Origin of the sequence: Piscinibacter sp. HJYY11 (assembly GCF_016735515.1) — a bacterium.
GTDB lineage: Bacteria > Pseudomonadota > Gammaproteobacteria > Burkholderiales > Burkholderiaceae_C > Rhizobacter.
Window position 1 is genome coordinate 3,016,685 of record NZ_JAERQZ010000001.1, and the last position, 18,738, is coordinate 3,035,422.

General features: G+C 69.8%; 18 protein-coding genes. 7 read left to right on the forward strand and 11 right to left on the reverse strand.

Annotated features, from left to right (window positions below; translation table 11 throughout):
* Positions 1–4: 4 nt before the first annotated feature.
* The 3 genes from JI745_RS13990 to JI745_RS14000 form a co-directional block, all read right to left on the reverse strand.
* Complete coding sequence (locus tag JI745_RS13990) at positions 5–1,210, reverse strand: DUF5666 domain-containing protein (protein ID WP_201807856.1); 1,206 nt, start codon at positions 1,208–1,210, stop codon at positions 5–7.
* Positions 1,207–2,145 carry a DUF6502 family protein gene (locus JI745_RS13995; RefSeq protein ID WP_201807858.1) on the reverse strand — a complete coding sequence of 313 codons (939 nt, stop codon included), beginning with the start codon at positions 2,143–2,145 and terminating at the stop codon, positions 1,207–1,209. Before JI745_RS13995 ends, JI745_RS13990 begins: the two co-directional genes overlap by 4 nt.
* Before the next feature lie 114 nt (positions 2,146–2,259).
* Positions 2,260–3,078 carry a zinc-dependent peptidase gene (locus tag JI745_RS14000; protein ID WP_201807860.1) on the reverse strand — a complete coding sequence of 273 codons (819 nt, stop codon included), beginning with the start codon at positions 3,076–3,078 and terminating at the stop codon, positions 2,260–2,262.
* A gap of 124 nt (positions 3,079–3,202) precedes the next feature.
* Between JI745_RS14000 and JI745_RS14005 the strand changes: the two genes are divergently transcribed.
* Positions 3,203–4,045, forward strand: a complete 843-nt coding sequence (locus JI745_RS14005; RefSeq protein WP_201807863.1) for an N-acyl homoserine lactonase family protein — start codon at positions 3,203–3,205, stop codon at positions 4,043–4,045.
* Between the two features lie 6 nt (positions 4,046–4,051).
* On the opposite strand, the gene JI745_RS14010 is transcribed toward JI745_RS14005, so the two are convergent.
* Both JI745_RS14010 and JI745_RS14015 read right to left on the reverse strand, forming a co-directional pair.
* Positions 4,052–4,405 carry a DUF2845 domain-containing protein gene (locus JI745_RS14010; RefSeq protein WP_201807865.1) on the reverse strand — a complete coding sequence of 118 codons (354 nt, stop codon included), beginning with the start codon at positions 4,403–4,405 and terminating at the stop codon, positions 4,052–4,054.
* Positions 4,406–4,512: 107 nt separating this feature from the next.
* Positions 4,513–5,040, reverse strand: coding sequence for a carboxymuconolactone decarboxylase family protein (locus JI745_RS14015; RefSeq protein WP_201807867.1), 528 nt, complete (start codon positions 5,038–5,040; stop codon positions 4,513–4,515).
* 198 nt (positions 5,041–5,238) lie between these two features.
* Between JI745_RS14015 and JI745_RS14020 the strand changes: the two genes are divergently transcribed.
* Positions 5,239–6,060 carry an IclR family transcriptional regulator gene (locus tag JI745_RS14020; protein WP_236674990.1) on the forward strand — a complete coding sequence of 274 codons (822 nt, stop codon included), beginning with the start codon at positions 5,239–5,241 and terminating at the stop codon, positions 6,058–6,060.
* On the opposite strand, the gene JI745_RS14025 is transcribed toward JI745_RS14020, so the two are convergent.
* Positions 6,061–6,849, reverse strand: coding sequence for an alpha/beta hydrolase (locus JI745_RS14025; RefSeq protein WP_201807870.1), 789 nt, complete (start codon positions 6,847–6,849; stop codon positions 6,061–6,063).
* Between the two features lie 153 nt (positions 6,850–7,002).
* On the opposite strand from JI745_RS14025, the gene JI745_RS14030 reads away from it, so the two are divergent.
* Complete coding sequence (locus JI745_RS14030; RefSeq protein ID WP_201807873.1) at positions 7,003–7,788, forward strand: SDR family NAD(P)-dependent oxidoreductase; 786 nt, start codon at positions 7,003–7,005, stop codon at positions 7,786–7,788.
* A gap of 45 nt (positions 7,789–7,833) precedes the next feature.
* Here JI745_RS14030 and JI745_RS14035 read toward each other — a convergent pair whose 3' ends face one another.
* From JI745_RS14035 to JI745_RS14045, 3 genes are all read right to left on the reverse strand, one after another.
* Positions 7,834–11,082, reverse strand: a complete 3,249-nt coding sequence (locus JI745_RS14035; RefSeq protein ID WP_201807876.1) for a PAS domain-containing hybrid sensor histidine kinase/response regulator — start codon at positions 11,080–11,082, stop codon at positions 7,834–7,836.
* Positions 11,083–11,160: 78 nt separating this feature from the next.
* A complete protein-coding gene (pyrF, locus tag JI745_RS14040; protein WP_201807879.1) occupies positions 11,161–11,991 on the reverse strand; it encodes an orotidine-5'-phosphate decarboxylase in 831 nt (276 codons plus the stop codon).
* A 38-nt stretch (positions 11,992–12,029) separates the two neighbouring features.
* Entirely contained in the window at positions 12,030–12,908 is an 879-nt protein-coding gene (locus JI745_RS14045) for a LysR family transcriptional regulator (protein WP_201807882.1), read from the reverse strand.
* A 78-nt stretch (positions 12,909–12,986) separates the two neighbouring features.
* Between JI745_RS14045 and JI745_RS14050 the strand changes: the two genes are divergently transcribed.
* Together JI745_RS14050 and gstA are read left to right on the forward strand one after the other, a co-directional pair.
* Positions 12,987–13,400, forward strand: a complete 414-nt coding sequence (locus JI745_RS14050; protein WP_201807885.1) for a DoxX family membrane protein — start codon at positions 12,987–12,989, stop codon at positions 13,398–13,400.
* A gap of 27 nt (positions 13,401–13,427) precedes the next feature.
* Positions 13,428–14,036, forward strand: coding sequence for a glutathione transferase GstA (gene gstA / locus JI745_RS14055; protein ID WP_201807888.1), 609 nt, complete (start codon positions 13,428–13,430; stop codon positions 14,034–14,036).
* Here gstA and purB read toward each other — a convergent pair whose 3' ends face one another.
* On the reverse strand, positions 14,037–15,422 hold the full coding sequence (purB, locus tag JI745_RS14060; RefSeq protein WP_201807891.1) for an adenylosuccinate lyase: 1,386 nt from the start codon (positions 15,420–15,422) through the stop codon (positions 14,037–14,039).
* A gap of 58 nt (positions 15,423–15,480) precedes the next feature.
* Positions 15,481–16,101 carry a tol-pal system YbgF family protein gene (locus JI745_RS14065; protein WP_201807893.1) on the reverse strand — a complete coding sequence of 207 codons (621 nt, stop codon included), beginning with the start codon at positions 16,099–16,101 and terminating at the stop codon, positions 15,481–15,483.
* Between the two features lie 132 nt (positions 16,102–16,233).
* Between JI745_RS14065 and JI745_RS14070 the strand changes: the two genes are divergently transcribed.
* Both JI745_RS14070 and phnC read left to right on the forward strand, forming a co-directional pair.
* Entirely contained in the window at positions 16,234–17,793 is a 1,560-nt protein-coding gene (locus tag JI745_RS14070; protein WP_236674991.1) for an esterase-like activity of phytase family protein, read from the forward strand.
* A gap of 106 nt (positions 17,794–17,899) precedes the next feature.
* The gene (phnC, locus tag JI745_RS14075) at positions 17,900–18,727 is read left to right on the forward strand and encodes a phosphonate ABC transporter ATP-binding protein (protein ID WP_201807899.1); all 828 of its coding nucleotides are present in this window, start codon (positions 17,900–17,902) and stop codon (positions 18,725–18,727) included.
* Positions 18,728–18,738: the final 11 nt, after the last annotated feature.

An 18,738-nucleotide genomic window follows, 5' to 3' on the forward strand; every position in this document is an offset into this window, starting at 1 on the left:
CTTCTCAACGCTCGAAACGGATGGCGTCGGCCAGCAGTCGCACACCGCCCGCCGGCGCACCGCGCACCTCGAGCTGCGCGCCGGCGACGAGGTCGCCTGCGGTGCCGGCGGCAAAGCGGGTGTCGCCGTCCCATGCGACGGTGACGCCGCGCAGCACCAGCGTCTGCGTGGCCACGTCGACCGACTCGATCGGCCCGTGCAGCTCGAATTCCTGCTGGCCACCGCGCTTGAAGTCGACCACGCTCGCCACCAGCACACCGCCCTGCATGACACCTTCAACCTCGACCCGCACGCCATTGGCCAGGTCGGCAAGCGTGCCGCGGCGCACCGTCACGCCGGGCCCGCTGGCGTTCACCGGCACACCGGCGACGAGGAAACTGGCGCTGCTCACGAAACCATGCACGTGGCCTTCGACCTCGGCCTCGTTGCGCTCGGGGAAATTGCGCTGCGAGGTATGCACCGCGCTCGCCACCCAGCGGCCCGAGACCAGGGTGGTGTTGAGGCTCACCCGCACCGACAACCCGTCGGCGAGTGTCGGCAGCGCGGCCGGCGAGACGCTGCCGTAGTCGATGAGCGCAGCGCCGATGGTGAAGGTGCGCGTCGGCAATGCCGCGAGGTTGGCGATGCGCCCGCGCAGCGTGTACTGCGCCAGCGAGGCGCGGCGCTCGATGCGGGTGGCGGTGTAGGCCCCAACGCTGCTGTCGTAGAAGCCATGCACGGCCACGAGTTGCGCCGCCTGCACGTCGGCCAGCCCGGCGGTGAAGCCGTCGAAGAAGGTGTCCGCGTCGACGTGCACGGTCTGCCCGAGCACGACGAGGCGTGAGGCCGGCACGTCGACCGATTCCACCGGCCCGGCGATCTCATGGCCGAACTGGATCTGGCTCGCCGTGCCCTGGCCGGAGTTGCCGCGCAGCCGGCCCTGCACCTCGACCACCATGCCGAGCCGCAGGTCGGTGCGCGGGTGCACCACGCCGTCGTCGTCGACGACCACTGCGGCGCTGTCGTCGAAGCGGATGCCGTTGACGATCACCGAGCCGAAGCCGGTGACGCGGCCGCTGGAGGTGGTCGGGTTCTCGACCGTCTGGCCGGTGCCGCCGCTGTCGACGCCGCCGCAGCCGGGCAACACCGCTGCCAGCAGCAGCAAGGCCATCAGCGCGGCGAGCGAAAGCACGGTGGTCGAGGTGGGCTTCCAGAACGGCGGGCGCTTCATGTACTGCTCCTTCGGGTCGCCTTGCGGGCGGCCCGGCGCGTGGCGCGCGTCGCGCTGTCTTCGGCGCTCGTCGGGGTGTCGCCTGGGGTGGCCGATGCGGCCGGTGCCGCGTCGTGCATCGGCGCGTGGTAGCCGTACAGGCCGACGCGAAGCCGCTGGTCCTGCGGGCGGCCGAGGCGCGCGTCTTCGTCGATCGCCTTCTGCACGGCCGGCGCGAGCGTGCGCAGCAACTGCTGCCACTGCTCGCGGACCAGCGGCTGCAGGCGCTGCACCGATTCCGTCGAGAGCTCGTCGGCAAACACCGCCTGCTCCAGGTGCTGCGGCTCGGGCGACACCACGTTGGTGACTGCCGCGTGCAAGTGGTCGCCCACATTGCTGGCCAAAAAGCCCAGCATGCGCGGCTCGTCGCCCGCCGGGGCAAAGCGTTCGCGCAGCAACTCCACCAGGTCCTTCGCCTCGTCCACACGCGCAAGCCCCAGGCGGCACAGCTCTTCGAGCAGGCTGCGCGGGTGCACGTCTTTCGTCACCGACTGCGCCAGCGCCTCGAAGCTCGCGCCGGCCCCCTGGCGCGGCAACGCGGTGTGCGCGTGCCAGGCCGGATCGCTGAGCCAGCGGGTGAACACCTGCGTGGCCGGCGTGCGCCTGGCTTCGGCCACCGGCTCGCGCTGAAGCAGCCGGGTGACCTCGCGCCGGTTGAGGCCGGTGGCGGTGCTGACGCGGCTCGCCGCGCGGTGGGGCGAGGCGTCGGGGTGGGCGGCCAGCGCCGCGTCGACGAAGGCGGCGCGCAACAGCTCGTCGAGATCGGCATGGTGCAGGCCCCGCGCGATCGCGAGCTGCGCCAGCGGCGTCAGCAGCGCACGGCAAGCCGCCAGCACGGCCGAGGTGTCGGGGGCGGCAGACGGTGCAGGCGGCAGGGATCGGTCGTCAACGAACAAGGCGTGCGCAAAAGGGCCACGGGAAAGGGCACCTTAACACGAATGTGCGTTTTGCACATTTGCGGGATTGCCCGGTGGGAGCGGGCGAAAGTCGCAGGAAAGCGCTCCCCCGCCTCACCAGGAGAGCGGGTTGAGGCGGTAGCAGCGCGACAGCTCCTCGTAGAGCGCCGGGTGCTCCCCGGCCAGCGCTTGCGGCTGCTCGAAGAACACCTCGCTCGCCACCGCGAAAAACTCGGCCGGGTTGGTGGCGCCGTAGGGGTTGAGCAACGTCGGCGCACCAGCGTCGACCGCCGACTGCAGCCGTGTGAACTCGGCCGCCAACACCTGCGCCCAGCGCTCGCGGGCGCGGCGCGGCAGCCACGGTGCGCCGTTGGCGGCACCGTTTTCCTGGTCGAGCTGGTGGGCGAATTCATGGATGACCACGTTCTGCCCGTCGGCGGGCTCGGCCGCGCCGTCCAGCGTGTCTTGCCACGACAGGATCACCTGCCCCTGCGACCACGACTCGCCCGAGAGCGCCAGCCGCTGTTCCTGCAGCACGCCGCTGCCGTCGGCATGTACCCGGTCGACGGCAAACGCCCCCGGGTAGACCAGCACCTGGCGCAGCTGCGGGTAGTAGCCCGGGCGCCGCCGGTTCAAGAGCAGCAGGCAGGCCTGCGCGGCGACGGTGACGCGCATCTCGTCGGTGATGGCCAGGCCCGCGCACCCGATGAAGGGCTTTTCGGCGAGGAACACCTGGATGTGCTTCTTCAGCTGCAGCTGCAGATCGGCCGGCAGGTGGCGCACATAGGGCACGCGCCGGCGCAGGATCTCGCGCCACTCGGGCGGGAAGGGCTGGCGGCGGATGCGCGCGCGGCGCAGCGCCGTCCACACCGGCTCACCGGCGAACCAGCCCACGAGCAGCAGCATCACGCCGGCGGCGATGAACAAGGTCACGTGCTGCCCTTCCTGCAGACGGAGAGACCCCTGAGCTGGGTCCGGACGCGCAGGTTTCAAGGCTTGCGACTACAGTGCGCCCGGCCCCCGGTGGCTTCTTCTTTCCTATCCTCAGGAGACCTGCATGAAGCGAATCGTGAACCTGTCGGCCCTCGTGGCCGCCACCCTGGCGATCTCGGCCTGTGTCCAGACGCCCTCCGCGCCCACGCCGCCTGCAACGGCCCCCGCCGGCCCCGAACTGTCGCTGTCGCGCCTGGAGTGCGGCACGGGCATCACCAACGACGTGGGCCGGTTCTCCGACACCTACGCGATGGACGGCAAGAAGGTGCCGTTCGTGTTCAGCTGCTACCTCATCCAGCGTGGCGACGAGTACCTGCTGTGGGACAGCGGCCACGCCATGACGGCCGGCGCGCCGGCCCCCAAGGTGAGCCTCGTCGACCAGCTGGCGCAGCGTGGCATCAGGCCCGAGCAGATCAAGTTCCTCGGCATCAGCCACTACCACAACGACCACATCGGCCAGGCCGCGTCGTTCCCGCAGGCCACGCTGCTGATCGGCAAGGGCGACTGGGACGTGGTCTCGTCGCCCAAGCCGGTGGGCACCAACCCGGCCTTCCTCGCGCCCTGGCTCACCGGCGGCAGCAAGCTCGAGACCGTGCCGCTCGACAAGGACGTCTTCGGCGACGGCCGCGTCATCATGCTGACCACGCCCGGCCACACACCCGGCCACCACAGCCTGCTGGTGAAGCTGAAGGACACCGGCCCGGTGCTGCTGACCGGCGACCTGGCGCATTTCCACGAGAACTACGAGACCAACGGCGTGCCCAGCTTCAACACCAACCGCGCCGAGACGCTCGCCTCGCTTGACCGCTTCAAGAAGATCGCGGCCCAGTTGAAGGCGACGGTGGTGCTGCAGCACGACGCACGCGACGTGGGCAAGCTGCCGGCCTTCCCGGCGGCGGCGAAGTAGGCCAGTTCACTTCACCCGGTCGCCGTAGGTGATGGCCGTGAGGCGGCCCGACTCGAAGCGCAGCATGGTCATGAACTGGCCACGGCCGGGGTTGTAGGTCCACTCGTCGACGGTCTCGCAGGGCGTGACGTTGACGATGGTCCTGCCACCGGCACCGCCGGTCGTTTCCTGCGTGGGCGCGACCGGCTTGCAGAACGACTCGCGGTGCACCGGCTCACCACATTTCTGCAGCACCGACGCCTTGCCCTCGCCGACGTTGGCCAGGTCGTTCTTGCAGCGCATCGACTGGGCCTGCGCCGACCAGGGCGCGAGCACGGCGGTGGTGATGCAGAGGGTGGCAAGGGCGCGGGTCGGTTTCATGCGGGGCTCCAGTCGTGCGAGGCACGATGCTCGCCGATCCGCTGGCCACCGGATGCGTCGCCTGTGTAAAGCCCCGGCAAAGAAGTTGAGACGATGCCCGTTGGAGATCAGTCGGGCGTGAGCTCGAGGGCCACGAGGAAGCGCGACACCATGTTGTAAGACGAGATCACGGCGATCAGCTCGACGAGGTGCGTGTCGTTGCCGAGCGCGGCGCGGGCCGCGGCGAAGGTGCTGTCGGCCACCTTCACGTCGCGTGTCATCTCGACGGTGAGTTGCAACGCCGCCCGCTCGGTCGGGTTGAAGAGCATGGCGTCGATGGCGGGCAACGAGCGCAGCGCCTCGAGCTGCGCGGGCGTGCCACCCGCGTCGAGGAAGGGCTGGCTGTGGTGGTGGAACTCGTACTCCGCCCCGTTGAGGACCGCGACTCCGAGCATGCCGATCTCACGCAGCAGCGGCGACAGCGAGAGCTCGGTGCGCACGCGGCCCATCATCAAGCCCCAGCCGGTCGCGAACGGGGTGCTGTAGAGCAGCAGGCGGTCGAGCTCGGCGAGGCGGCCGCCGCGGCGTTTGCGGATGGCGTCGACCAGTTCCGGCGGGCCGGCCTGTTCATCGGTGATGTAGGGAATGCGCGGCATCGCAAGTTCTGTTCGACGGACTTTTGGGGTCCCTTTTTCAGAGTGTCTGAAACCTTTCATCGGCAGGTCAATAGGGGTCACCCATGGACCGGTTTGGGCCGCAGGTGCCGCACACTGGTGGAATAAAAAGAACATCGATTCCACTTAGCAGAACACCGCGTGCCTCACCACGGCGGTGTATTCGGAGGTCTCCTCGCCATGTCCCAGGTCCTGTCCCCCTCGACGCCCACCGCCGTGCCCGCGGCCGTGGCCCATGACAACGCCGCCGCCGCGGCCCCCATGCCGCCCACCGTCGCGCCGCCGCCTTCGGCCCCCGCCGATGGCGTGGCCGCGGTGGACCGCGCGCTGTCCATCGCCACCACGCTGGCACGCGCGAGCGCCCCGCTCACGCTGGCCGAGCTCGCGCGCCGCACCGGCATGTACAAGAGCACGCTGCTGCGGCTGCTCGCCTCGCTGGCACGCGCCGGCCTGGTCGTGCACCGCAGCGACAAGCGCTATGCACTCGGCCCGCTGGCCTTTCTCTTCGGCCGCTCGTTCGAGCAGACCTATGGGCTGAAGGAAGGTGTGCAGCCGGTCCTCGAGTGGCTGGTGAACAAGGGCACCGAGAGCCCCTCATTCCACGTGCGACACGGCAAGGACTCGCGGCTGTGCCTGTTCCGCATCGACTCGGCGCACTCCACGCTCGACCGCGTGCGCGCGGGCGACGTGCTGCCGCTCAACCGCGGCGCGGCCGGCAAGGTGCTGCATGCATTCGCCGGCGGGCTCAACGTGGCCGGCGACACCCCGCTGCTGCACAACTCCTTCGGCGAGCGCGACCCGCTGTGCGGCGCGGTCGCGGCGCCGGTCTTCGGCCCGGCCGGCATCCTGCTCGGTGCGCTGTCGCTGTCAGGGCCGCTCGAGCGCTTTTCCGACCTGGCCGTGCAGCGCATGAACTCGCTGCTCTTCACCGCTGCCGAGACGGCCACCCGAGCGCTGGGCGGGCAATGGCCGGTGACGAGCGGGCAGCGCCTGGCGGGTTGATCAGGGCGCGGTGACGAAGGCCGTCACCGCCGCCACCACCTCGGGCGACTGCAGCAGGCGCCGGTGGCCGAGACCGTCGAGGCGCAGGAACTGCGCCGGCCCGGCCCACTTCGCGTGGCTCGCTTCCGCGTCGGCGATCGGCACCACCCGGTCGTCGGCCGAATGCACGAACAGCACCGGCTGCTTCAGGGCGGCCGCACGGCGCGGCGTCGAGATCGAATGCACGTCGACGCCCATCGCCCGCAGCGCTTCGAGCATCTGCTCCGCCTGCTCGGGCGACAGGCCGGCCTGAGCGGCAAACCCCTTGGCGTACATCGCATAACGCGCCGGCGCCGAAATCAGCGCCAGGCGCTGCGCCGGCAGGCCGAGCGCGACCGCCTCCACCGTGACCGCCGTCGCGATGGAGTGCGCCACCACCGCACGCAGCGGCCCCAGAGCCTCCTGTGCCGCGACGAACGCCCGCGCCGAGCCCGGGATGGAGGTGCGCTCGCCGGCCGATTCACCGTGCGCCGGCAGGTTGACGGCGATCACCTTGTGCCCCGCCGCGAGCAGCGCCGGCGCAAACGCGGCGAGGTCGCTCGCCTTGCCATCCCAGCCATGCATCAACAGCACCGCGGGCCCCTCGCCCCACTCGGCGGCCGCCAGCGGGCCGCTCGGGCTGTCGATGAGTCGGCGGCGCGCGCCGGGCATGAAGTCGAGCGACGGCGCCTTCGCCTGCGGGGATGGCGTGAGGAAGGCCAGCGCGGCGCGCTCGACGGCAGGATCGACGGTCAGGGTGGTGTCGTTCATCGGCTTCTCCTTTGAATGATGATCATCATACTAAACCAGCTAAAACCAGCGTTGAGTCGCCTGCACGACACGCCGCCTCGGGATCACACCGGGGCCGCGCGGTCCGTCGTCCGCCTATGCTCGGCGCTTTGGAAGCATCGGTACGGAGCACCCATGAAACGTCTTGAAGGCAAGTCCGCCGTCGTCACCGGCGCCGCGAGCGGCATCGGCCGCGCCACCGCCAAGCTCTTCGCCGAGCAGGGCGCCAAGGTGGTCGCCGTCGACCGTGCCCCCGAAGTCGAGGCCACGGTGGCCGACATCCGCGCCGCCGGCGGCACCGCCATCGCGCTGCAGCGCGACACGTCCCAGGAGCAGGACGTGGCCGACTACATCGAAACGGCAGTACGCACCCATGGCGGGCTCGACGTGTGTTTTGCCAACGCGGGGGTGAGTGGCGGCCTGTGCGCCTTCGACGACTGGACTGTCGAGGAGTGGATGCGCATTCTCTCGATCAACCTGGTGGGCACCTTCCTCGCGATCAAGTACGCAACGCGCGTGATGGTGCCGGCGGGGCACGGCTCGATCATCTGCACCGCGTCGGTCGCGGGCCTGCGCTCGGGCGCGGGCGGGCCGCCCTACAGCGCGAGCAAGGCCGGCGTCATCAGCCTGGTGCAGACGAGCGCCAACCAGTTCGGAGGCACCGGCGTGCGGATCAATGCCATCTGCCCCGGGCTGATCGAGACGGGCATGACCAAGCCGGTGTTCGACCGGGCGCGTGAGCGGGGGACCGAGAACAAGATCGGGCAGTTGAACCCGCTGCGCCGCGGTGGGCTGCCGCATGAGATTGCGTATGCGGCGCTGTTCCTTGCGAGCGACGAGGCGTCGTATGTGAACGGGCACGCGATCCCGGTTGACGGCGGCTTGTCGTCGTCGTTGCCGGTGGTGCCGCCGAAGATGTGAGTTCAGCGTACTGCGTGAGGCGGTGCCGGGACTCGGCCCGGCCTCCTATCCCACCACCCGGATCAACGCCTGCCGCAGCTTGTGAACATCGATCGGCTTCGTGAGGAAGTCGTTCATGCCGGAGGCCAGCGCCTCCTCCCGCTCCGACACCAGCGCCGCGGCGGTGAGCGCAATGATCGGTAGCTCCTCCGCCCCGTACACGCACCGCAGCTGACGCGCCGCCTCATGCCCGCTCAAGCGCGGCATCTGCACGTCCATCAGCACCACGTGGAAGGGCCGCTGCGACGCCTGCGCGCGCTCCACCGCCGCCACGCCCTCGGCGCCATCGACAGCCTGCGTCACCTCCACGCCCCACTGCTCGAGCATGGCGACGCTGATCATCATGTTGACCGGGTTGTCTTCCACCAGCAGCACGCGCAGGCCTTCGAGACGCTGGGTGTCTTCGGCCTCGACCTGCGGGTCGACCACCGGCAGGTCGGTCTCGGGCAGCGGCAGCTCGGCCCAGAAGCGGCTGCCGATGCCGGGCGTGCTGTCGACACCCACCGTGCCTTCCATCAGCTGCGCGAGCTCCTTGCAGATCGACAGGCCAAGCCCGGTGCCGCCGAAGCGACGTGTCGTCGAATCGTCGGCCTGCGTGAAAGGCTGGAAGAGACGCCGCTGCGTGGCCGTGTCGATGCCAGGCCCGGTGTCGCTGACGGTGAAGCGCACCTGCCCCTCGCGCGACGGGTGGCTCGACATCGCGACCTCCAGGCGCACGTGGCCGCGCTCGGTGAACTTCAGGCCGTTGGTGATGTAGTTGCTCAGGATCTGGCGCAGCCGCACCGGGTCGCCGAGCACGGTGCTGGGCACGTCGGGTGCCACCTCGAGCTGCAGTTGCAGCGAACGCGCGGTGGCCAGCGACTGGTAGGCGTGGTGCACCGCCTTGAGCAGCTGTCGCACGTTGAAGGGCACCGCCTCGATGCTGAACTTGCCGGCCTCGATCTTCGAAAGGTCGAGGATGTCGCTGATGATCCCGGAGAGGCTTTGCGCGCTGTCCTGGATCTGCTCCAGGTACTGCAGGCGGCGCGGCTCGTCGATGCCCTTCTGCATCGCCAGGCTCGCGAGGCCCAGCAGGCCGTTGAGCGGGGTGCGGATCTCGTGGCTGGTGTTGGCGAGGAAGGCGCTCTTGGCGCGGCTGGCGGCCTCGGCCACGTCGCGCGCGGCGGCGAGCGCCTGCTCGATCTGGCGCCGCTCGGTCACGTCTTCGGCGATCCAGATCGTGCCGCCCATGCGGGGGTGGTCGGGGTCGACCACCTGCGCGAGCAGGCGGCACCAGAAGAAACTGCCGTCGTGGCGCAGCATCTGGCGCTCCAGCTCCACCGGCTTGCCTTCGGCCAGCAAGGGGCCCGCAATGCGGCCCACTTCGGCGTAGTCGTCTTCGCTCGGCCACACCACCGCACCCGGCTTGCCGAGCAGCCCGCCGCTCGTCCAGCCGAACATGCGCTCGAAGCTCGGATTGGCCTGCATGAAGCGCTGGTGGCGGGTGAGCGCGATGCCGATCGACGCGTTCTTGAGGATCGCCTCGTGCTCCAGCCGCGTGCGCTGCATCTCGGTGACGTCGCGGCCGTTGACCACGAGGTAGTCGCGGCCGTCCATCGTGAAGCGCCCGGCCGACATCAGCAGCGTGACCGGCGCGCCCGTCTTGTGCACGAAGAGCGTCTCGACCTCGTTGACGCCGCCGTGGGCCTTCAACTCGGCCACCATCTTCTGGCGGTCGGCCGGCTGGTACCAGATGCCGAGGTCGAGCGCGCTCCTGCCGACCACCTCACCCGCGCTGTAGCCGAACATGCGCGTAAAGCTCTCGTTGACCATCACGTAGACGCCCGTCTCCATGTCGCTGAGCGTGATGAAGTCGGGGCTGGTGGCGAAGAGGTGCGACAGCATCGCCTGCGAACGGCGCAGCTGCGCCTCGGTGCTCACGCGCTCGGTCACGTCGTAGTACATCGACAGGATGGCCGTGCCGTCGCTGGTGCTCACGCGCGCGCCGTTGGCCTGCACCGTGAGACGGCGGCCATCGATGGCATGCAGCTGGAATTCGGTGAGGTCGAGGCTCTTGCCGATCGGGAAGATCTGCAGCGTGCGGATGCGGTCGTGCAGCAGCCCGCGCTGCGCCACCGGGTAGAGCTGCGCGAGGTCGAAGCCGCTCATCGCCTGCGCACTCGCAAAGCCGAAGAGCCGCGCGGCGGCCTCGTTGGCCAGCATGGTGATGCCGTCGCGGTGCAGCACCAGCGGCGTGGGCGACATCGCGAAGAGCTCGCGGTAGCGTGTCTCGCTGGCGCGATGCGCTTCGCGCGCCTGCACCTCGGGCGTGATGTCGCGGCCCACGCCCCAGTAGCCGTTGAACCGGCCTTCGTCGTCGAAGCGGGGCCGGCCGCTCACGCTGAAATGCAGCAGCCGCCCCGAAGGCGTGCGGTAGCGCACCGGCAGGTCGCTGAAGGGGCGGTGCGCTTCCAGGTCCTGGCGGTGCTGGTCGAGCGCGATCGGGTCCATGTCGAGCTGGGTGCTCTCCCACGGGCGCTGGCCGATGCGGGACTTGGCCGCGGGGCCGGCGCTCGCGTGCACGTGGGTGTCGATGCGCCGGAAGCGCAGGTCGGCGTCGAGCTCCCAGTACCAGTCGGCCGCGATCGAGAGCAGGTTGCGGAAGCGCTGCTGGCGCTCCTCGGCCTCGCGCATCGCGCGATCGATCATGCGCGACATCTGCGTGCCGGCCACCACCGCGGTGGCGAGCAGCATCAGGTGCGCGATCACATGCAGCGTGGTCGGGTTGCGCTGCAAGGCCAGCACGCCGGGCAACAGGCCGGCCGATTCCGCCCAGGTGAGCCCGATCACGGCCACCACGCAGCCGAGCGCGAGCACCAGCCCCGCGCGCAGGCTCGTGAGCACCGTCACCAGGCACACCATCAATCCGAAGAACCCGAGGCTCAGGCTTCGCACACCTTCGCCCACACCCACCGCGGTGAGCGCGACCACGGTCACGCCGCTCCAGCCCACCACCAGCATCACCGTCGACAAGGGCGCGCGGTTCAGCAGCACGATGGACAGCGCAAACACCGCGGCCAGCGCGGCGCACACCCCGACCAGCATCGTCTGCATGCCGGGCTCCAGGGTCAGGTCGAGCGCGGCGTAGGCCAGCGCGCCGATCAAGGACATGCCGCAGCCCAGCCCGAAGAACAGGCGGGCAATCGTGGCATTCAGGCCATCACGCGTGGCAGCGTTGGCGCTTCCCTCGGACGTGTCGTGTACTTCTTTCTTCATGCAGCGGCCACGAGGCGCTCGACACGCCGCAGCCGAGCCGCAAGTGTCCCGCGCTCTGCACGGGCGTGCGGTCGTGTTTTACCCGGCCGCGGAGGATGACCGTGCGGCATTTAACGCCGCCCGTGTCTGCACCGCCACGGCCCGCGCGGCACTGGCGAAGTCGTCTCCCGACGATGCGTAGAGCACCGCACGCGAGGAGTTGACGACGATGGTGCCGCCCTGCCGGAAACCCGCCTTGACCGTGGCATCGGCATCGCCGCCTTGCGCGCCCACGCCGGGGATCAGCAGCGGCAGCGTCGGCGCGAGTTCCCGCACGCGGGCGATCTCGCCGGGGAAGGTCGCGCCGACCACGAGGCCGAGCTGGCCGGTCGTGTTCCACGGGCCCTGCGCGAGCCGCGCGACATGTTCGTACAAGAGATCGCCCGAGGCGAGCTTCTGGGCCTGCAGGTCCGAGCCGCCCGGGTTGGAAGTGCGGCACAAGAGGATCAACCCCTTGCCGCTGTAGCGCAGCCAGGGCTCGACGGAGTCGAAGCCCATGAAGGGCGACAGCGTGACCGCATCGGCCTGGTAGCGCTCGAAGGCTTCACGGGCGTACTGCTCGGCGGTGGAGCCGATGTCGCCGCGCTTGGCGTCGAGGATCACCGGCACGCTGGGCGCCACGCGCTTGATGTGCGCCATCAGGCGCTCGAGCTGGTCTTCGGCGCGGTTGCCGGCGAAGTAGGCGATCTGCGGCTTGAAGGCACAGGCCACGTCTTTCGTCGCATCGACGATCGCGGCGCAGAAGTCGTAGATGCGACCGGCATCGCCCTTCCATTTGCCGGGGAACTTGCCCGGCTCGGGGTCGAGGCCCACGCACAGCAGGGAGTCGTTGCCACGCTGAGCGGCGGCGAGCTGGTCGGTGAATTTCATGAGGGCTGGATTTTAGGGAGCGCAGCAGACAGTCGGCATCAAAGGGCGATGTGTGCGGCGAGGTGCGCGGCCACGGTGGCGATGCGCCGCAGGTGGCGCGACTCGGGGTGCGTGAGCAGCCACAGCTGCACGTCGCACTCGGGCACGGTCTCGCTGACCTGTTGCACGTCGCTGCGGCCGCGCGCCAGGAAGACCGGCACCAGGCCCACGCCGAGGCCGGCCACCACCGCGTCGAACACCGCCTGCACGCTGTTGACGCACAGCACCGGCTCCGAGCGCGGGAAGTGCTTGCGGCGCCAGCGCACCGAGGGGTGGTCGGGCATGGCGTCATCGACGCTGATCCAGGCCGCCGCGCTCAGGTCGACGGTCTTCGCACGCCGCCCCGACGGCTTCGGCGCGAACACCGCATTGCGCACCGTGCCCAGCTCGCGGCCAACCACGTGCGGCGGCGGCTTGGCGGTGGCGCGCAGCGCGATGTCGGCCTCGCGCTGGGTGAGGTTGGCCAGTTCGTTGCGTGCCGTGACGTCGAGCCGCAGGCCAGGGTGGGCCTCGTGCAGCGACTTCAGCGCCGGCATCAGCAGGCCCTTGAGCAGCGTGTCGGCGGTGGCGATGCGCACCACGCCGCTCACCGCGCCGGCGTCGAGCCGCGCCTCGGCGCGCGCGGCTTCCAGCTCGGCCTCGATGCGCTCGGCGTGGTGCGCGAGGCGCTGGCCGAGCTCGGTCGGCTGGTAGCCGCTGCGCGAGCGCTCGAAGAGCCGCTGGCCCAGCGCCTTCTCGGCGCGTTGCACGGTGCGAAAGACGGTGGACCCGTCAACACCCGCGAGTTGCGCCGCCGCTGCGAGGTTGCCACCGCGCACCAGCGCGAGCAGCAGGGCCAGCTCGGCCGCCCCGAGCGTCGATTGCATGGATGCATTCATCGTTTGCCTGACCGCCTATTTCAACTGCACCGCCGCAATCATAGATTTCACCCCGTCATCACTCAACGGAGCCTTTCCATGACCAACACCTCACTCGGCCTGCTGTTGCTGCGCATCGCCCTCGGCGCGATGTGGATTGCGCATGCGCTGCTCAAGCTCGTCGTCTTCACGCTGCCCGGCACGGCGCAGTTCTTCGACTCGGTCGGCCTGCCCGGCGTGCTGGCCTATCCGGTGTTCGCGGCCGAGCTGCTGGGCGGCCTCGCCTTGCTGGCCGGTGTGTACGCACGGCAGGTCTCGCTGCTGCTGGTGCCGGTGCTGCTGGCCGCGGCCTGGGTGCACCTGCCCAACGGCTGGGTGCACACCAGCACCGGCGGCGGCTGGGAGTACCCGGTGTTCCTCGCCGTCGCGTCACTCGTGCACTGGCTGCTCGGCGACGGCGACTACAGCGTCAAGCGCAGCCCCTTCCTCACCCCCGGCGCCTCGCGCGCCTGAGTCTTCCATCCCTGAAAGGACCTCTCCATGAAGCTCTACCACGCCCCCGGCGCCTGCTCGCTCGCCGTCCACATCGCCCTGCGCGAAGCCGGCATCGGCTTCGATCTCGTCAAGGTCGACCTCGCGAAGCACACGTTGGAAGACGGCCGCAGCTACTACGACATCGCACCGCGCGGCTACGTGCCGATGCTGGAGTTCGACGACGGCAGCCGCCACACCGAAGCGGCCGCGCTGCTGGCACACATCGCCGACCAGGACGCCGGCTTCGCATTGATCGGCGCCCCGCGCAGCGAGCGCCGCCTGCAGGTGACGCAGTGGCTGGCCTTCGTGGCGAGCGAGCTGCACAAGGCCTTCAGCCCCTGGCTGTGGCACAAGGAAACGGCCGATTCCACGAAGCAGGCCGTGCGCGAGAAGCTCGCGACGCGCTTCGCCGAGCTCGACCGCCACCTCGCCTCGCGCGAATACCTGGCCGGCGAGTTCAGCGTGGCCGATGCCTATGCCTTCACCATCGTGAACTGGTCCAACTTCCTCGGCCTGCCGCTGTCGGACGTGCCGAACCTCAAGGCCTACCTGGCACGTGTGGCCGCGCGCCCGCAGGTGCAGGCGGCGCTGAAGGCCGAAGGCCTGGCGGGCTGATCAGCGGTTGCCCGCAGCGTCGATGCGCCCGGCCAGCGCCGCCGCCTGCCCGGTGTAGCTGCCGGGCGTCATCGCGAGCAGGCGGGCCTTCTCGTTCTCGGGGATCTCCAGCGTGCCGATGAAGGCCTGGATGTCCTCGCGCGTGATGGCCTTGCCGCGGGTGAGCTCCTTCAGGCGCTCGTACGGGTTGGGCAGCTTGTAGCGGCGCATCACGGTCTGGATGGGCTCGGCGAGCACTTCCCAGGCCGCGTCGAGGTCGGCGGCAAGTGCTTCGCGGTTGACCTCCAGCTTGGCCAGGCCCTTCAGCAGGCTGTCGTAGCCGAGCACCGCGTAGCCGATTGCCACGCCCATGTTGCGCAGCACCGTGCTGTCGGTCAGGTCGCGCTGCCAGCGGCTGATCGGCAGCTTCTGGCTCAGGTGGCTGAGCAGGGCGTTGGCGAGGCCGAAGTTGCCTTCGGCGTTCTCGAAGTCGATCGGGTTGACCTTGTGCGGCATCGTCGACGAGCCGATCTCGCCCGCCCGGGTCGCCTGCTTGAAGTAGCCGAGGCTGATGTAGCCCCAGACGTCGCGCGACCAGTCGATGAGGATGGTGTTGGTGCGGGTGACCGCATCGAACAGCTCGGCCATGTAGTCGTGCGGCTCGATCTGGATCGTGTACGGGTTGAACTCCAGCCCGAGCTGCTTCTCGATCACACGGCGAGCGAAGGACTCCCAGTCGAAGTCCGGGTAGGCCGAGAGGTGGGCGTTGTAGTTGCCGACCGCGCCGTTCATCTTGGCGAGCAGCTTCACGCCGGCGATGCGCTCGCGCGCGTGCTGCAGGCGGGCCACCACGTTGGCAACTTCCTTGCCCACCGTCGTGGGGCTGGCGGTCTGGCCGTGGGTGCGCGCGAGCATGGGCACGTCGGCGAGGTCTTTCGCGAGGGTGGTGAGCGCGCCGATGATCTTGTCGAGCGTGGGCAGCAGCACGTCTTGCCGTGCGGCCTTGAGCATGAGGCCGTGGCTGGTGTTGTTGATGTCTTCGCTGGTGCAGGCGAAGTGCACGAACTCCGAGGCCGCCTTGAGCTCGGCGCTGTTCTCGAAGCGGCTCTTGAGCCAGTACTCGACCGCCTTCACGTCGTGGTTGGTGGTCTTCTCGATCTCCTTGATGGCCTGCGCATCGGCCTCGGAGAAGCGGGTGACGAGGCCGCGCAGCAGGCCGCGGCCGGCGCCGGTGAGCGGCTTGAACTCGGCGAAGCCGGCATCCGACAGGGCGATGAACCACTCCACCTCCACCTGCACGCGGCGGTGCATCAGCCCGAACTCGGAGAGCAGGCCACGCAGCGGCCCCATGCGGGAGGCATAACGGCCATCGAGCGGCGACAGGGCGGTGAGGGAGCTGAGGTTCATGACACAGGCCGGGCGTCAGGGCGCCGGAAAAGCTGGGGGAGAAGAGCGGACCGCGATTTTAGGCGGGCGCACCATCGCCGCGGTCGCCGGCCGATGACGGGGTGCCGCTGGCGTGATGATGGTGGGCCAGCAGGGTGCGGGCCTCCCGTGCGTGCCGGTCTCCGGCGTGGTGGAGCATCAGCGCCTGCAGCTGCGCCACGCCTTCGTCCTCACGCCCGGCGGCCAGCAACGCCTGGCCATGCAGCCAGCGGTAGAGGGCGGTGCGCGTGTCCCCCGGGCGGCGCTGGCCGAAGGCTTCGAGCAGTTGCAAGGCCAGGTCGGGGCGCTGCTGCTTGAGCGCCTGCTTGGTCAGCGGCACGACGGCCACCGTGCCGGGGTCGAAGCGGGGTTGCGCCGCCAGCGCCGCGATGTAGGCGGCGAGGGCGTCGGCCGACCGGCGTTTCTCCAGCAATCGCCGGATGCGGGTGCGGGCCACGGGGTCGTGCAAAGCCGCTGCCGCGACGGGCGACCCACGCGGCCGGCCCTTGATCGGCGCCACGCGCAGCGCGAGCCACACGGTGCCGCCCACCACCGCCGGCGCAGCCACTGCCAGCCACAGCCACACCTGCCCATCGAGCTTCCACGCCAGCAGCCAGTGCAGGCCCAAGAGACAGAACCACCATGCCAGCACCAAGGCCAAGGCACATCCACGCCACATCACGACACTCCCTTCGGGTCATCAACGTGCCCGGTTTTATGGGCGGGAGTGTCACACGGGTTTCATGACCACGTCATGCAATGGCGGGCTGCCACTTTGCAGACCCCCAAGACCATGACACCACACACTCGCTCCTGGGCTGCCCTCGCCGCGGCCGCCTTGCTCGTCACCGCCTGCGGCGGCGGCGACGACGAACCTTCAGGGCCCACCGCGCCCGCCCCGCAGACCTATGCGCAGACCCACGCGGTCGGCAACGTCTCGGTGAGCATCACCAAGCACGAGCTGCAGGCGGCCACCAGCTTCAACATCCCCTACGAGGGCAGCCACACCGCCATCGCGGCCGACTTCGCGAGCGGCTTCCTGCCCGCCTACGGCTCGGGCCTCGCCTTCAAGGAACGACTGGCCGACGGCACGCTCGAGTTCTACGCCATCACCGACCGCGGCCCCAATGGCGACGGCCCCAGCGCGCCCGTGCCCGGCGGCACCGGCAACAACATCAGCAAGGTGTTCCCTGCCCCGTCCTTCGCGCCCAGCTTCGGCGTGATCCGTGTCGGCGCCAACGCGGTGCTCCAGAGCAGCACGCCGCTCCGGCGCGATGCCACCACCCGCATCACCGGCCTGCCGCCGCAAGCCGGTCTGGGCTCGACGGGCGAGACGCCGCTCAACGACGCCTACCGCTTCGACGCCACGAAGGCCAACTACGACGCCCAGGGCCTCGACCCCGAATCGATCGTCGTCGACACCGCGCGCAGCGTGCTGTGGGCGAGCGACGAATACGGCCCCTTCATCGTGCGAATCAACCGCACGACCGGCGTGATCGAGCGCAAGTACGGCCCCGGGGCCGGCGCCACCGACCTGCCGGCGGTGCTGGTCAAGCGGCGGGTCAACCGCGGCATGGAAGGCCTGACGCTCGACGTGGCGAGCGGCAAGCTGCACGGCTTCCTGCAAAGCCCGATCGACCCGAAGGATGCGAACGGGGCCTCCATCCGCGCGCGCCCGCCCGGCGGCAGCAACACCGACGTGCGCCACATCGCGAGGTTCGTGCGCTGGCTCGAGTTCGACCCGACGACCGAGACCTCCAGGCTCTACGCCTACCCGATCGACGGCACGCAGTACGACCGCAACCGCACCGGCAACGCCAAGCTGGGCGACGTGGTGAGCCTCGGCAACGGCAAGTTCATCGTCATCGAGCAGGGCGCCCGCGCCAGCGATGCGCGGGTGATGAACAAGCTCTACCTGGTGGAGATCCCGGCCAACGCAACCGACATCACCGCGCAGGGCCACGACCTCGAGGTGAGCAGCATCACGCAGGCGGCCTCGAACGGCGCCGACTACTCGACGGTGGTCACGCTGCGCAAGACCGAGCTGCTCGACCTCAACGCCGCCGGCTGGGTGGCCGAGAAGGCCGAGGGCCTGACGCTGGTCGACGCAAACACCCTCGCGCTCATCAACGACAACGACTTCGGCCTGCGCACCATCCTGCTCGACGCCGCCGGCGCCACGGTGGCCGGCAGCATCGAGGACTGCACGGTCGACGCCAACGGGGCCATCGTCTCCGGCTGCCCGGCCGGCGTGGTGGGCGCTCGCCTCACGCGCGGCGTCGACAACGAACGGCCCACGCGCCTGTGGCTGATCCGCTTCAGCCAGCCGCTGGCGGCCTACGCCATCCCGTAGTCGTCTAGACGTTTCATCTCCCTGCCCAGGAGTCGTCACGCAACCGTCACGCTCGCTTTCCACAATCTTCGAGGTTTGAAGTCTGTGGCGAAACGAGGTGACGAGCATGACGAACAACGTGATCCAGGTGACGAAGCTGCGCAAGAGTTTCGGTGCCCACACCGCCTTGCGCGACGTGTCGCTCTCGGTGCAGCGCGGCGAGATGGTCGCCCTGCTCGGCGCCTCGGGCTCCGGCAAGTCGACGCTGCTGCGCCACCTGAACGCGCTGCACCGCGCCGATGCGGGCAGCACCTCGCACGTGGAGGTGCTCGGCCGCACGCTGCAGCAAGGCGGCAAGCTGGCGCGCGACGCCCGCGACACGCGTGCGCAGGTGGCCGCGATCTTCCAGCAGTTCAACCTGGTCGACCGCCTCTCCGTGATGAAGAACGTGCTGGCCGGTGCGTTGCACCGCCAGCCGCTGTGGCGCGGCCTCTTCGCGCAATTCCCGCAGGCCGAGCTGCAACGGGCCCACGAGGCGCTCAAGCGCGTGGGCATCGAGCGCTGTGCCTGGCAACGCGCCTCCACGCTTTCGGGCGGCCAGCAGCAGCGGGCCGCCATCTCGCGCGCGCTGGTGCAGGGCGCGCAGATCATCCTCGCCGACGAGCCCATCGCCTCGCTCGACCCCGAGTCGAGCCGCCGGGTGATGGACCTGCTGGCCGAAGTGAACCGCGAGCTGGGCGTGACGGTCATCGTCTCGCTGCACCAGGTCGACTACGCCTTCGCGTACTGCCCGCGCACCGTCGCGCTGCGCGCCGGCGAAGTGGTGCACGACGGCCCCACGCGCGAGCTCACCCCGCAACGCCTGCGCGACCTGTACGGCACGCAGACCGATGAACTGATGCCGCGGCCGCACGACGCCGCGACGCCCCTCCAACCCGTGCCGCTGGCCGCCTGACCCCGGAGCCC

What these genes read in the sequence shown, in the direction of transcription:
- JI745_RS13990 (WP_201807856.1), bottom strand. Translation starts at nt 1,210, where the DNA reads ATGAAGCGCCCGCCGTTCTGGAAGCCCACCTCGACCACCGTGCTTTCG.
- JI745_RS14005 (WP_201807863.1), top strand. Translation starts at nt 3,203, where the DNA reads ATGAAGCGAATCGTGAACCTGTCGGCCCTCGTGGCCGCCACCCTGGCG.
- JI745_RS14010 (WP_201807865.1), bottom strand. Translation starts at nt 4,405, where the DNA reads ATGAAACCGACCCGCGCCCTTGCCACCCTCTGCATCACCACCGCCGTG.
- JI745_RS14015 (WP_201807867.1), bottom strand. Translation starts at nt 5,040, where the DNA reads ATGCCGCGCATTCCCTACATCACCGATGAACAGGCCGGCCCGCCGGAA.
- JI745_RS14020 (WP_236674990.1), top strand. Translation starts at nt 5,239, where the DNA reads ATGTCCCAGGTCCTGTCCCCCTCGACGCCCACCGCCGTGCCCGCGGCC.
- JI745_RS14025 (WP_201807870.1), bottom strand. Translation starts at nt 6,849, where the DNA reads ATGAACGACACCACCCTGACCGTCGATCCTGCCGTCGAGCGCGCCGCG.
- JI745_RS14030 (WP_201807873.1), top strand. Translation starts at nt 7,003, where the DNA reads ATGAAACGTCTTGAAGGCAAGTCCGCCGTCGTCACCGGCGCCGCGAGC.
- JI745_RS14035 (WP_201807876.1), bottom strand. Translation starts at nt 11,082, where the DNA reads ATGAAGAAAGAAGTACACGACACGTCCGAGGGAAGCGCCAACGCTGCC.
- pyrF (WP_201807879.1), bottom strand. Translation starts at nt 11,991, where the DNA reads ATGAAATTCACCGACCAGCTCGCCGCCGCTCAGCGTGGCAACGACTCC.
- JI745_RS14045 (WP_201807882.1), bottom strand. Translation starts at nt 12,908, where the DNA reads ATGAATGCATCCATGCAATCGACGCTCGGGGCGGCCGAGCTGGCCCTG.
- JI745_RS14050 (WP_201807885.1), top strand. Translation starts at nt 12,987, where the DNA reads ATGACCAACACCTCACTCGGCCTGCTGTTGCTGCGCATCGCCCTCGGC.
- gstA (WP_201807888.1), top strand. Translation starts at nt 13,428, where the DNA reads ATGAAGCTCTACCACGCCCCCGGCGCCTGCTCGCTCGCCGTCCACATC.
- purB (WP_201807891.1), bottom strand. Translation starts at nt 15,422, where the DNA reads ATGAACCTCAGCTCCCTCACCGCCCTGTCGCCGCTCGATGGCCGTTAT.
- JI745_RS14070 (WP_236674991.1), top strand. Translation starts at nt 16,234, where the DNA reads ATGACACCACACACTCGCTCCTGGGCTGCCCTCGCCGCGGCCGCCTTG.
- phnC (WP_201807899.1), top strand. Translation starts at nt 17,900, where the DNA reads ATGACGAACAACGTGATCCAGGTGACGAAGCTGCGCAAGAGTTTCGGT.